This is a genomic window from Pedobacter sp. 10L46_2, assembly GCF_056395165.1.
The window spans coordinates 14,693-28,058 of the sequence record NZ_JBFTIZ010000097.1; the positions used below are offsets into that span (position 1 = coordinate 14,693).

16 protein-coding genes are annotated in these 13,366 nt (G+C 36.6%); 11 read left to right on the plus strand and 5 right to left on the minus strand.

Annotated elements, in window-relative coordinates:
* Positions 1-25 precede the first annotated feature (25 nt).
* Positions 26-1,306, plus strand: coding sequence for a DUF1501 domain-containing protein (locus AC1DDX_RS12555; protein WP_477622107.1), 1,281 nt, complete (start codon positions 26-28; stop codon positions 1,304-1,306).
* Between the two features lie 79 nt (positions 1,307-1,385).
* Here the strand turns inward: AC1DDX_RS12555 and AC1DDX_RS12560 are convergent, their stop codons facing one another.
* Complete coding sequence (locus AC1DDX_RS12560; RefSeq protein ID WP_048906949.1) at positions 1,386-1,715, minus strand: DUF3276 family protein; 330 nt, start codon at positions 1,713-1,715, stop codon at positions 1,386-1,388.
* 69 nt (positions 1,716-1,784) lie between these two features.
* A complete protein-coding gene (locus AC1DDX_RS12565) occupies positions 1,785-3,575 on the minus strand; it encodes an ABC transporter ATP-binding protein (protein ID WP_172659589.1) in 1,791 nt (596 codons plus the stop codon).
* Positions 3,576-3,686: 111 nt separating this feature from the next.
* On the opposite strand from AC1DDX_RS12565, the gene AC1DDX_RS12570 reads away from it, so the two are divergent.
* The 9 genes from AC1DDX_RS12570 (at position 3,687) to AC1DDX_RS12610 (ending at position 9,875) form a co-directional block, all read left to right on the plus strand.
* Positions 3,687-4,775 carry a Glu/Leu/Phe/Val family dehydrogenase gene (locus AC1DDX_RS12570; protein WP_048906948.1) on the plus strand — a complete coding sequence of 363 codons (1,089 nt, stop codon included), beginning with the start codon at positions 3,687-3,689 and terminating at the stop codon, positions 4,773-4,775.
* Positions 4,776-4,865: 90 nt separating this feature from the next.
* On the plus strand, positions 4,866-5,759 hold the full coding sequence (gene nusB, locus AC1DDX_RS12575; protein WP_246269409.1) for a transcription antitermination factor NusB: 894 nt from the start codon (positions 4,866-4,868) through the stop codon (positions 5,757-5,759).
* 6 nt (positions 5,760-5,765) lie between these two features.
* Complete coding sequence (locus tag AC1DDX_RS12580) at positions 5,766-6,236, plus strand: DUF1573 domain-containing protein (protein WP_172659591.1); 471 nt, start codon at positions 5,766-5,768, stop codon at positions 6,234-6,236.
* 20 nt (positions 6,237-6,256) lie between these two features.
* Complete coding sequence (gene yajC, locus AC1DDX_RS12585) at positions 6,257-6,589, plus strand: preprotein translocase subunit YajC (RefSeq protein WP_172659592.1); 333 nt, start codon at positions 6,257-6,259, stop codon at positions 6,587-6,589.
* Between the two features lie 272 nt (positions 6,590-6,861).
* Positions 6,862-7,719, plus strand: a complete 858-nt coding sequence (locus AC1DDX_RS12590) for a YbbR-like domain-containing protein (protein WP_477622108.1) — start codon at positions 6,862-6,864, stop codon at positions 7,717-7,719.
* Complete coding sequence (coaE, locus tag AC1DDX_RS12595; RefSeq protein WP_288880952.1) at positions 7,719-8,315, plus strand: dephospho-CoA kinase; 597 nt, start codon at positions 7,719-7,721, stop codon at positions 8,313-8,315. The genes AC1DDX_RS12590 and coaE overlap by 1 nt, the downstream gene beginning before the upstream one ends.
* Positions 8,315-9,256: an exonuclease gene (locus AC1DDX_RS12600; protein ID WP_172659595.1), complete on the plus strand. Its 942-nt coding sequence runs from the start codon at positions 8,315-8,317 to the stop codon at positions 9,254-9,256. Before coaE ends, AC1DDX_RS12600 begins: the two co-directional genes overlap by 1 nt.
* Complete coding sequence (locus tag AC1DDX_RS12605; RefSeq protein ID WP_172659596.1) at positions 9,256-9,414, plus strand: DUF5522 domain-containing protein; 159 nt, start codon at positions 9,256-9,258, stop codon at positions 9,412-9,414. The genes AC1DDX_RS12600 and AC1DDX_RS12605 overlap by 1 nt, the downstream gene beginning before the upstream one ends.
* Positions 9,415-9,425: 11 nt before the next feature.
* On the plus strand, positions 9,426-9,875 hold the full coding sequence (locus AC1DDX_RS12610) for a MarR family winged helix-turn-helix transcriptional regulator (RefSeq protein ID WP_172659597.1): 450 nt from the start codon (positions 9,426-9,428) through the stop codon (positions 9,873-9,875).
* 7 nt (positions 9,876-9,882) lie between these two features.
* Here the strand turns inward: AC1DDX_RS12610 and AC1DDX_RS12615 are convergent, their stop codons facing one another.
* From AC1DDX_RS12615 to AC1DDX_RS12625, 3 genes are read right to left on the minus strand one after another with little or no spacing between them, the layout of a single operon-like run.
* Positions 9,883-10,608 carry a ZIP family metal transporter gene (locus AC1DDX_RS12615; protein ID WP_172659598.1) on the minus strand — a complete coding sequence of 242 codons (726 nt, stop codon included), beginning with the start codon at positions 10,606-10,608 and terminating at the stop codon, positions 9,883-9,885.
* On the minus strand, positions 10,608-11,171 hold the full coding sequence (locus tag AC1DDX_RS12620) for a phosphatase PAP2 family protein (protein ID WP_288880945.1): 564 nt from the start codon (positions 11,169-11,171) through the stop codon (positions 10,608-10,610). The genes AC1DDX_RS12615 and AC1DDX_RS12620 overlap by 1 nt, the downstream gene beginning before the upstream one ends.
* Positions 11,168-11,899 carry a class I SAM-dependent methyltransferase gene (locus AC1DDX_RS12625; protein ID WP_048906943.1) on the minus strand — a complete coding sequence of 244 codons (732 nt, stop codon included), beginning with the start codon at positions 11,897-11,899 and terminating at the stop codon, positions 11,168-11,170. The genes AC1DDX_RS12620 and AC1DDX_RS12625 overlap by 4 nt, the downstream gene beginning before the upstream one ends.
* Positions 11,900-12,099: 200 nt before the next feature.
* Between AC1DDX_RS12625 and glmM the strand changes: the two genes are divergently transcribed.
* Positions 12,100-13,366 (plus strand): phosphoglucosamine mutase (gene glmM, locus AC1DDX_RS12630; RefSeq protein WP_477622109.1); only part of this gene is annotated, 1,267 nt, incomplete at its 3' end.

The window sequence follows — 13,366 nt, forward strand, 5'->3', positions numbered from 1 at the left end:
TTAAATTAATTATAATCTTAAAAAGATGAATTGGAATAGACGAGATTTTTTGAAGAATACAAGCGCAGCAACTTTAGCTGCTATGGCTGCTGGCATTCCTCTTACCAATTTGCTGTCCTCATGCAATTCAAAAAGTAACCATGCAACTGCAGATACTGTTATTTTATTATGGATGGCAGGAGGGATGGCTCACACCGATACTTTTGATCCAAAGAAATATACGCCCTTTTCCAAAGGCATGCAGGCTAATAGTGTATTGAGCACCTTTAAATCTGTACCTACCATTTTAGATGGGATTAATTTTTCTGAAGGATTGCAATCTATTGGAAATGTAATGGATAAAGGAACATTGATCCGATCGTATGTAGCTGCAGATATGGGACATATATTACATTCGCGCCATCAATATCATTGGCATACCTGCTATAAACCCCCGCAATCCGTTTCGGCCCCTCATCTTGGGTCTTGGATCGCAAAAGAGTTAGGCCCATTAAATCCGGTAATTCCTGCTTTTATAGATATAGGACAACGGTTTACCCTTGGTGAGGCAGAAGAACTGAAAGCTTTTCATACTGCGGGGTTTTTAGGTAATGAATTTGGTCCGTTTCTAATACCCGACCCTTCTGCCGGATTAGAAAGTGTGCAGCCACCAGTTGGCATGTCCTCAAGCAGATTTGAAAAACGAAACAAACTGTATTATGATCTATATGATATCTACAATACAGGAAAGTTTGGACTAGGCTGCCTTATGGCTCGTCGACTTACAGAGCAAGGTGCCCGTTTTATTAGTGTAACTACCGAATATGAGCCATTTAAAGGCTGGGATACCCACGACAATGGTTATACTCGCCTGATAGATATGAAGAAGCAAATAGACGGCCCTGTAGCGCAGTTAATTAAAGATTTAGAGAAGAGCGGACGATTAGATAGAACCCTGGTTATTTTAGCAAGCGAATTTAGCAGAGACATGATGGTTGAAGGGCGTCCTGATGCAAAAGTACAGGAGCAGGTAGAGCAGCCTGATATTATACAGGATATAAAAAACTACGGTATGCACCGTCATTTTACAGATGGCTGTTCAATGCTAATGTTTGGTGGAGGTATAAAAAAGGGAAGCGTATATGGCAAAACAGCAGACGAAAGACCATGTAAAACGATAGAAAATCCTATAGTTATAGATCAAATCCATCAAAGCATTTATCATGCGCTTGGCATTGCTCCAGATACTAATTATTTAGTCGAAAAAAGGCCGTTTTATACTACGCCCGACGGGTTAGGTAAGCCCGTAATGGATCTGTTTTCCTGAAATTCATCGGTTCAGAAGTTAACCGAATAAAAAACGCCCTGTTTGTTTATTGCAAACAGGGCGTTTTTCTATTATTTTGTTAAAATGAAAAGTCGTCGTTTTGAACCCTTGTTCCAGCACCTTCGTGGTTCTCAGAGTATTCATAACGTTTTTCTACCACTTCCTGATGACTTTTAATATAATCAACAGTTTCATTTAATCCTTCAGCAAATTTCTCGAAATCCTCTTTGTATAAAAAGATTTTGTGTTTTACAAAAACACCATCTTCCAGTCTTTTTTTACTTTCGGTTAAGGTTAAGTAGTAATCTCCTGATCTTGTTGCTTTTACGTCGAAAAAATAAGTTCTTTTACCAGCTCTTACTTTCTTTGAAAAAACCTCTTCTCTCTCTTTGTTGTCAAATTCTCCCATGGTTGCTATAGCTCTTGGTTTTGGTTCGGGTAAATATAAAGGAATAATTACTAAAGTTCAAAATAGAAATTACACAGATTGACTTTCTTCTTCAAGTAATTGGTTCTGATACATTTCTGCATATGCGCCACCTTTTTGCAATAACTCGTTATGAGTACCCTGCTCAATGATTTGACCATCATCAAGAACCAGAATTTTATCAGCATTTTTTATAGTAGAAATCCGGTGAGCAATAAGAATACTTGTCTTGTCATTCATTATTCTACCTAAATTATTCAGGATCTCTTCTTCGGTTCTTGTATCGACAGCCGAAAGGCAGTCGTCAAATATGAGGATCTTCGGTTCTTTGATCAGTGCACGGGCTATGGAAACGCGTTGTTTCTGTCCGCCAGACAAGGTGATTCCTCTTTCACCAAGCATAGTCTCAAATTTAAGCTCAAAATCGATAATGTTGTGATAAACGGCAGCATTCTTTGCAGCTGTTTCAACTTCTTGGTCATTAACCGTATCAAGACCAAAAGCGATGTTATTTTTAATTGTATCAGAAAATAAAAACACTTCCTGAGGTACAAAACCTATCTGGTTGCGATAATCTTGCAAATTAAGGTCTTTTAAGCCCTTGTCGTCAATTATTATCTTACCGCCGTCCACATCATACATCCGCATCAATAAATTAGCCAGCGTTGATTTTCCAGAGCCTGTTCGGCCAATAATTGCTACGAACTGTCCTTGTTCAATTTCAAAGCTTACATTTTTTAAGGCTTCTATGCCGGTATCTGGATAAGTGAAACTTACATTCTCAAATCTGATATTTCCATTTATTACTCTTTTTTCCTGCGTATTAGAATTAATATCGGGCTTAAGCTGTAAAAATTCATTAATTCTTTTTTGCGATGCGGAAGCCCTCTGGATAAGAGTAGTTACCCAGCCAAGCATGGAAACAGGGAAGGTTAACTGGTTAACATATACAATAAACTCTGCAATGTTTCCTGCAGTTATGGAACCATTGATCACTTGCTTTCCGCCAACATAAATAGTAAGGATAGTACTTAAACCCACAAGCAGAAGCATGGTAGGATAAAATAGCGCCTGCACTTTAACAAGGCTCATCGCGCTGTTCTTATAACCTTCACTTTCGGCCGCAAACACTTTTTTTGTATGTGTTTCACGAACATATGATTTTATGACCCTTATACCCGAAAATCTTTCCTGTACAAAACTAGATAGATTGGAAAGCTGCTCCTGAATGAGTTCACTTTTCCGATTGATCATTGTATTCACAAAATAAATTATGATAACCAATGCCGGCAGTGGCAACAAACAAAAGATAGCCAGTGTGGCGTTAACAGAGAACATGGCATAAATGACCAGCAAAAAGAGAACACCCGTATTTATGGCGTACATAATTGCCGGCCCAACATACATCCTTACTCTGTTTACATCTTCAGTAGCCCGGTTCATCAGGTCGCCTGTATTGTTTCTGCGATAAAAACCCAGACTTAGTTCCTGATAGTGTGCATAAATCTCGTTTTTCATATCATATTCAATGTGCCTGGACATGAGTATGATCGTTTGGCGCATAAAAAATAGAAACAGTCCCCTTAGCAGGTAAAGCACCAAAACAAGTGCGCCAAAGTACAGCAAACTATAAGAGAAAATATCGTAAATAACCTCTCGGCGCTCAAATCCGTAAAACAAACCATAAATCTGGATGTTCTCCGTAATTAAATTGAACGCATGGCCAATAACCTGAGCCGGGATTACACCAAAAATATTTGATATAATCACGAAGAAAACTCCTGGAATAATCCACCATTTATATTTATAAAAGTACTTGTTTAAAAACCGGAGGTGTTTCATGAGGAGGTAAAGTTAGCCAAATGAAGATAAATTTTTTAAAGACTTTAGTTAAAACAATGTAAATAATGTTTTTTTGACTAGTTTTGCGGCTTATCTGATAAACAAAATTATATGTCTGGTAATAGTTCTATCGTAAATTCAGTTTTAGATCAAATTGGTGCCTCTGGGCATAAAAAGGTTGTTTATTGTAATGATCCCGATACCGGTTTAAAAGCGATTATTGCTATTCATGATACTACATTGGGCCCTGCAATAGGAGGTACAAGAATGTGGAATTATGCTACCGAAGCTGAAGCACTTGAAGATGTGCTCAGATTATCAAGGGCAATGACATATAAAGCGGCTATCACCGGCCTTAATTTAGGGGGTGGTAATGCTGTAATCATTGGTGATTCTTATAAAGGAAAATCAGAAGCCATGATGCGCAGCTATGGCCGATTCATCAAAAATCTAAACGGAGAATTTATTACTGCTGAAGATGTTGGTACCAATACAAGAGATATGGAATATATCCAAATGGAAACCAAACATGTTACAGGAGTTCCTGAGTCATTAGGAGGAGCAGGTAATCCGGCACCAACTACAGCAAAAGGGGTTTTCCTGGGTATTAAAGCCTGTGTTAAAGAGGTTTTTGGTACTGATATGCTTGCTGGTCGTTCAGTTGTGGTACAAGGTATAGGTAACGTTGGAGAGCACTTGGTTGAGTTACTAAGAGCAGAAAATGTAGAGGTTTACATTAGTGATATTAATGAAGATCGTTTGCAACATGTAGCACGTACCTATAAGGCCAAACCAATTTCTGCAGATAAAATTTTTGGATTAAATGCCGATATTTATGCTCCATGTGCGCTTGGGGCTACGGTAAATTCTAAAACCATTGAAAAAATGAAGTTTGCTATTATTGCGGGTTCTGCTAACAACCAATTAGCTGATGAACAATTGCATGGTAAGCTTCTGTTAGATAAAGGAATTTTATTTGCTCCTGATTATCTGATCAATGCCGGTGGTTTAATCAGTTGTTACTCTGAGCTTACAGGATATGGTAAAAAACGTACAATGCAGCTTACAGAGAACATTTACAATGCTACACGCGATGTAATTAAAATGTCTAAAAAGGATAATATTCCAACAATATGGGCAGCTAACCGCATTGCAGAACAAAGAATAATAGATATAAAGAAAATAAAATCATCATTTTAATAAACAGGTAATTTACCACTCGTTCTTACATTCATGTTAAACAGAAGGCACTTAAGAATTAAAGCTTTGCAAAATATATTTGCTTGGCACATGACAGACAAAAGAGATTTAGCTTCAGCAAAGAAGGCTCTTATGCACAGTATTGATAATGTATATGAAATGTACATATGGATGCTTTCACTTTTAGTAGAGGTTACGGAATATACCGGTGTTGATGCAACAGAACGTGCTAACAAGCACCTGCCTACTGCAGAAGATCTTAATCCGAACTTAAAATTGCAAAACAATAAATTTGCAGTTACTTTAAAGAACAATCCGGACTTCGTTGCTGCTGTAAATAAATACAAAATCAACTGGATGGCGGATCCTGAATTTGTAAAAGCAATTTTTAACTCTTTGAAAGTTACTCCGGAATACACTGCTTATTTAGCAGATGAAGTAAATGATCTGGAAGAATCTAAAACCATTATCAAATACATTTTTAGAAAAATTATTCTTAAAAGCCACAATATTATACAGGCATTTGAAGATAAATTTATCAATTGGTCTGTTGACAAAGAGGTAATGCAGGGAATGGTTGCTAAAACCATCAAAAATTTTACATCAGAAGACGCATTTGCAAACAAACTTACGCCGATCAGTCAGGATTGGGACGAGGATAGCAAATTTGTTGAAGATTTATTTATCTATACCCTTAGGAATGATAAAGATTATCAGGCGCTTATTGCAGAACGTACAAAAAACTGGGAGTCTGAGCGTATTGCCTTAATGGATACAATATTGATGAAGATGGCAATTTGTGAACTGCTAAATTTCCCGTCAATACCTGTTAAGGTAACTATAAATGAATATCTGGATTTATCAAAAGATTACAGTACACCGAAAAGTAATTCATTTATTAACGGTATCTTGGATAAAATTATGGGCGATCTTAAAAGAACCAACAGTATTAAGAAAATTGGTCGCGGACTTATAGAAGAATAAAAATTTATGAAGAAAATTTTGTTACTGGCAGCAGTTGCGTTAACGTTAGCATCGTGCCAATCAAAAACTGACAAAAATGTTGATGCAGCTTCAACTGTTACAGACACTGCTGCAATTACAGCAAGCGCCGACTCTGCTAAAGCGGAGGCAATCCGTCATACCGACGGACCAGTATTAACTTTTGAAACTAATAATTATTACTTCGGTAAAATAGAGAAAGGTGAAAAAGTCTCTTATAGTTTCAAATTCCGGAATACGGGCAAAATGCCGTTAATAATTACAGATGCTATTGCAACTTGTGGCTGTACCGTTCCTGAAATACCAAAGGCGCCAATTAAACCGGGACAAGCCGGAGAGCTTAACGTTGTATTTAACAGTGCAGGTAAAACAGGCAGACAAGATAAAATAGTTTCAGTTAAATCTAACGCACTAAATAGTGCAATTGAACTACACTTAACAGGAGAAATTAAAGAATAATTAATTTATATAACAATAGTATGATATCAACAATAATATTGCAGGCAGCTGGTGGTAGTAGCATGTTAAGTACTTTAGTACCAATGGTATTAATCATGGTAGTATTTTATTTTTTCATGATCAGACCACAAGTTAAAAAAGCCAAAGACCATAAAAAATTGGTTGAAGATTTGAAAAAAGGAGATAAAATAGTTACTACTGCTGGTATACATGGTAGAATTGTAGACATGAACGATACTACCTTCCTTATCGAAGTTGAAGGTGGTACAAAAATCCGTTTTGATAAAACTGCAATCTCTTTAGACGCAACAAAAGCAGCGGCTCCTAAAGCTGCAGAAGCTCCAAAGGCATAATTTGATGGTCATCATCCTGATTTATTCAGGATCTCGCACCTGTATAATGGCTTTACTCTTGAGTGGTCCTGAAATAAATTCAGAGTTACGAGGAGTATAAAATAAAAGGTCTGTACCAACAAGGTGCAGACCTTTTATTATGCATGTGGTCTTACTAATAGATTATTCGTATTTTTACAGCGATGCCCTTTATAAAACTCACAAAAATAGAGCGGAAGCGATTCCTCGTTTTAGTCACCTGTTTGCTTCTTGCAGTAGCAGCGTGGTTGTTAATGGCGTTAAATAATAAGTACGTTTATACTGCTAAAACCGTATTGGTTTATAAGAATTTCCCTCAAAAACGTGCCTTTCATGCACTTCAGTCAGATACTGTTGATTTGCAGGTTGAGGGAACAGGCTGGCAATTATTATTTGCACGCTTAAGGGTTAAACCCCAGTCAATAGCCATCAATCTGGAAAAATTAAATAATCGCAATTTCATTCTTTTTTCTGAGCAATTGTTTAATGTCAACAGGCAGCTGGAAACTTCGCAAAAGATAATTTCCGTAAAACCGGATACACTTTATTTTGACTTTTCTGAAAGAACCGTTAAAAGAGTGCCAGTAAAATTGGTGTCTAATTTTAGTTTTGCAAAGCAATACGGTATTTCAGAAGATATTGAGATCATCCCTAAATATGTGACATTATCCGGACCGGAAGAAGAGCTTAAAAAAATTAAAGATTGGCCAACCGATTCTTTAAAGTTTACAGATGCTCAAAATACAACTGTTTCAAGAATTGCTATGACGCAGAATAAGATGAAGAATGTAAGTATTTTTCCCACAAGTGCAGAGGTAAAGGTACCTATTGATGAGTTCACAGAAAAAACAATTGATCTGTCGCTGAGAATCATAAATAATAAAGATTATTACAACATTAAACTATACCCGAAGAAGGTTAAAATCACTTTTTTGGTCGCTTTGTCAAAATACCAGCAGATCAATGAGAACTTTATAGATGCTGTTGTAGATTTGGATGAATGGAGAGATTTAAAACACAATCAGCTAAGAGTTAAAATAACCCGCTTTCCGGATTATTGTAAATTGGTGAATATTGTTCCCGAGAAGATTGATTTTATAATTGAGAAATAATGTTAAAAGTAGGGATTACAGGAGGAATTGGTAGCGGGAAGACTACTATTTGCAAAATTTTTGAAACGTTGGGTGTCTCCGTATTCTATGCCGATACCATAGCTAAAGAAATTATGGTAAATGATGCCATTCTAATCCAGGGTGTTAAAGATACCTTTGGCAAAGAAAGCTATCTGCCTGGAGATATATTAAATAATAAGCATATCGCTGGTATCGTATTTAACGACGCCGGGGAGCTGGCCAAGTTAAACGCATTAGTTCACCCTGCAGTTTTTAGAGCATTCGATAACTGGGTTAATCAATTGCCCGAAAAGGTTCCTTATATACTTAAAGAAGCTGCTTTATTGTTTGAAAGTGGTTCTTACAGAATGTGTGATAAGAACATTCTCGTTACTGCACCATTGGAACTCAAATTAGATCGCGTAATGAAACGCGATAGAGTAACTGCCGATCAGGTAAAAGCCAGAATGGACAAGCAGTTTACCGACGAAAAGAAAATACAGATGGCTGATTACCTGATCAACAACAACGAAACAGATTCCCTTATTAATCAGGTAATGGGTCTCCATCAGTTGTTTCTCAATACCAAACCTTAATGATATTAGAAGATTTTATAGAGATCGATAAGACCGGTCTGTTTTGCAGGTACGGTAATTTTTATCTGGATCCAAAAGAAGCAGTTAAAAATGCAGTCATTTCGCATGCCCATGGCGATCATGCAGTTGGAGGTAACCACAATGTGTACTGTACAATGGCAACCTCTTTATTTATGCATCATAGATACAAGAAATTTGCAGGTGGAGAATTCTACATCATGGAGTATCATCAAACTTTTGATGTGAATGGGGTTAAAGTAAGTTTTATTCCGGCAGGACATATTTTAGGCTCTGCTATGGTGCTAATGGAGTATGAAGGAGTAAAGTATCTTTATACTGGCGATTATAAGCTCCAACCAGATAAAACCTGCGAACCGGTAGAATTTGTAGAAGCAGATGTCTTGATAACTGAAACCACATTTGCTGATCCGGAAACACAACACCCGATTGCCGAGGAAGAAATAATTAAGCTGAGCTCAACTACCAGTAATATTATGCTTGGTGCATATGCCTTAGGTAAATGCCAGCGTTTGATCAGCTTGATGAATGATTACTGTACAGAAAAAAGGATACTTGTTCACTATAGTATGTTACCTTTTGTGAAAATATATGAGCAAATGGGAGTAAATTTAGGGAAGTATGAGATCTATGACCGTAAAGTAATGAAGAACAATCATACAAACATGGTTTATATGGTTCCGCCAATGGTTTTTAAGAGCTATTTTAAGGCAATTAATGTGATCAGGATATTTGCAACAGGCTGGAAACACCTTCAAAGTAGCCATGAAATTCAATTGTACATATCAGATCATGCCGATTGGAATGATATAATTTTAACGATAGAAAAGGTAAAACCTAAACAAGTTTGGACTAATCATGGTAATGGATACCATTTAAAGAAACATTACGAAAAAAGTTTGGTAGTGAAATTGCTTAACTGATGAAAGAAGGTGTAGATTATTACTTCAATGAAAATGGCTTTATGGTTTTTACAGAAGCTTATCACTTAAAACGTGGTTATTGCTGTAAAAATAAGTGTAAACATTGTCCATGGGGATTTGGGAAGCAAAAAATAAAAGCTACACCACCAAACAAATAAAGAACGAAAAGATGCAGTTGCAGAAAGAAACGCTTACCACAAAATTTGAGAGCATCCATCACCAGGCCATTGTAAATGTGTGGCATACCAGTAATTGGTGTACCGAGAAACTAAAGCAAACGATCCTGCCTTTTGAGGTTACTACTCAGCAATTTAATATTTTAAGAATTTTGCGCGGACAAAATCCTAGTCCGGCTACCATAAATCTTCTGAAATCAAGAATGCTCGATAAAATGAGTGATACTTCAAGAATAGTGGATAGACTGGTGCAAAAAGGACTTGTTATAAAAGAGTCAAATGCTGTAGATAAACGAGCTGTTGATATTAGAATAAGCGACAAAGGCCTGGAATTGCTTGAACTGATGGATCAGGAGGTTAGTCTTTCAGTACTGATCTCATCAAATTTAACCGAACAGGAAGCCACTACACTAAATGATTTACTTGATAAAATGAGAGGCTAATATATGCTTAATGCGAATGGCTAGAGCTGAAATACCCAATTAGTGCAATCGCTATGCCGCACAGTACGGCAATCATTTTACGTTTTGATACCTTGTGATCTACGCTCGACTCGAATAATATGGTAGTAGAAATATGCAAGAATATACCGATTACAATTCCCATAATTCTGTTGAAATAATTCTCAATACCACCAATAGTTCCATTGCTAAGCCCATAGCTTACGTAAAACCCAAAGGGGGCCATTATGGCAAAAATCCCAATGTAAATGAGTATGTTACTCTTTTTAAATTGATTTTGCATTAAAATACTGGCTAATGCAAAGGCAGCGGGGATGTGATGAAGTGAAATTCCAAATATCAAAGCATTATGCTGATCTTTTGCTAAAGGCATTCCCTCAAGAAAAGCATGAAGACAAAGACTAATCATAATTCCGTATGGAAATACTTGTGTCTCATGGTGTTTGTGGATGTGACCATGCTCTACGCCTTCAGAAAATTGCTCTAAAAATATCTGTAATAAGAAACCTATAAGAATAAATATTCCAATTTCCTGCGGGTCAGAACCACTGTATGCATCTGGAATTAAATGTAAAACAGTTATCGCAAATAAATAGGCACCACTAAAAGAGAGAATCAGTTTTAAAAGCTGGGACTTGTCGCTTTTAACTAAAAAAATAGCAGAACCTCCCAAAAATGCACTAAGAAATAGAATTAATACCTTCCAGATTTCCATTATAACTGTGGTTGTAATTTTTTATAAATTTTCGATGTCAATAAGCCTATAAGCGTACCAAGTATTGCGCCCACCATGGTGTCAATAGGGTAGTGAACACCTACATAAATCTGAGAGAACGAAATAATAAATGCCCAGAAAAGTCCAATTGGTAGCACTGGTTTCCATCTGTCGTAAAATACAAAGATAAGAAATACAGCTATTGCAAAATGATTTGTAGCATGCGCAGAAGGGAAGCTATAGCCACTTCCGCAAGGCACACGGTGAATGATATCATCAGCCAGTGTTATTTCATTACAAGGTCTTATTCTTGCTACTGCAGGTTTAATAAGCCTTGATGCAACCATATCACCAATAGCAAATGTAACAAGTAACATCCCAATGATGTACCAGCCTTTCTTTTTGTACTCAATAAATGAGAAAATAATGATGAACAAATATAATGGCGCCCAAAAATAACGATTGCGCATTAAAGGGAGCAGCCAATCAAAAAATGGATTAGCAAGGCCTCTATGGATCTTAAGAAAAAGTTCTACATCAAATTGTTGTAAACTTTCTATCATGCTTTTTTGCAAATTAGTATCAATCTGTCCGATTTGCTTTCATCAAAAGGATCTAATCCATAACTTCCAAAAGTAGCTGCTATCTTTAGTCCGCTTTTCTCAAACATACGTTCAAAATCTTGAAGAGTAAAAGCCTGCACACGTTCTTCGAAGGCATAAGGTTTATCTCTATGCTCGAAATTTATATGTTTAATAATTTTCCCCTCGGCTACAAATTTATGCAGGTGAAATTCAATACCTTCTACGGTTTTTATCTCTTGCTGGGTGAGATTTTTAAGGATTTTTTGCGTGTTAAAATAATCTATCACCAACGTCCCGTCTTCTTTTAAGCTTTTTCTGAACGCCTTCATTGCATTCACATGCTCCTTTTCCGTTTCAAAATAACCGAAACTGGTAAATAGGTTCATTGCAATGTCAAAATAGTTGATAAAAGAAAGCTTGCGCATATCATGAACAAAGAAATGAAGGTTCTTTTGTTCAAATTGCTGGGCATATTTAATACTTTGCTCTGATAAGTCAATTCCGGTTACATCATAACCTTTTTTATTAAGATAAATTGAATGTCGACCTCTTCCGCAGGCGATGTCTAAAATTCTGGAATTTGCGGCTGGTTTCAGGTAAGCAGAAAGGTTATCAATTAAAAACTCTGCTTCGGCATCATTACGCTGACTATATAGTATGTGATAGAAAGGAGAGTTAAACCAATATTGGAACCATTTTCGCTGCATAGAGCCTGTATTTTGATGTTTTAGAAAAAAAACAAACTTAGATAAAATTGTTATCATAAAACAATTTTATCGCTACCTCCTCTACGAAAAATTTTAAATAGACAGCAAAGGAAATATAGCATAATTTTACGAATGCATGGTGCTGAGTTAACCTGCTTTGCCTATTTTTTGTTATTTTTGGAAAAAAAATAATCAACAAATTGACACTAATAAAATCTATTTCTGGAATAAGGGGGACAATCGGTGGTATTGCCGGTAATGGTTTAACCCCAATCGATATTGTAAAATTCACTGCAGCCTATGGTTCATGGGTAATCAGCAAAACAAATAACAAAAGAATTGTTCTGGGCCGTGATGCCAGGATATCTGGCGAAATGGTAAATAACCTGGTTATCGGTACCCTGCAAGGTTTGGGTATTGAAGTAATCGACCTTGGTTTATCTACCACTCCAACTGTTGAAATTGCTGTTCCGATGGAAAATGCCGGTGGTGGTATAATTTTAACAGCGAGCCATAATCCAAAACAGTGGAATGCATTGAAACTCCTTAACGAGAAAGGTGAATTTATTAGTGATGCAGATGGAAAGGATGTTCTGGAAATTGCGGAGAAATCTGAGTTTGCATTTGCTGATGTTGATGATTTAGGTAAAGTGATAAGTAATGATACATATTTGCAAAAGCATATTGATGTTATTCTTGCGTTGCCATTAGTGGATGTTGAAGCAATAAAAGCTGCTAATTTTAAAATTGCAATTGATTGTGTTAACTCAACAGGAGGTATATTTGTACCAGCTTTGCTAAAAGCTTTAGGAGTTGAAACTGTTTATGAGTTGTATTGTGAACCTGACGGCCATTTTCCCCATAATCCGGAACCGCTTCCTGAAAACTTAACGGAGATTGCTAAAGTTGTACAGAGCAAAAATGCTGATCTTGGTATTGTTGTTGACCCTGACGTAGATCGTTTATGCTTTGTTTGCGAAGATGGATCTATGTTTGGCGAAGAATACACATTAGTAGCTGTAGCAGATTACATCCTTAAAAACACACCAGGTAATTCAGTATCTAACTTATCTTCTACAAGAGCGCTTAGAGATGTAACTGAAAATTCTGGCGGAACATATAATGCATCGGCAGTAGGTGAAGTTAACGTGGTTAACAAAATGAAAGCTACAAATGCTGTGATTGGCGGAGAAGGGAACGGAGGAATTATCTACCCTGAACTTCACTATGGTCGCGATGCTTTAGTTGGAATAGCTTTGTTCTTAACTCATCTGGCTAAATTTGGTAAGTCTATCTCTCTTTTACGCAAAAGCTACCCTGAGTATTACATCTCTAAAAATAAAATCACATTAACTCCTGAAATGGATATTGATGCCTTGTTGGTAAAGGTTCAGGAGAAATATAAAACTCAGCCAAACAGTACAATCGACGGATTAAAAATTGAGTTTGATAAGGAATGGGTACACC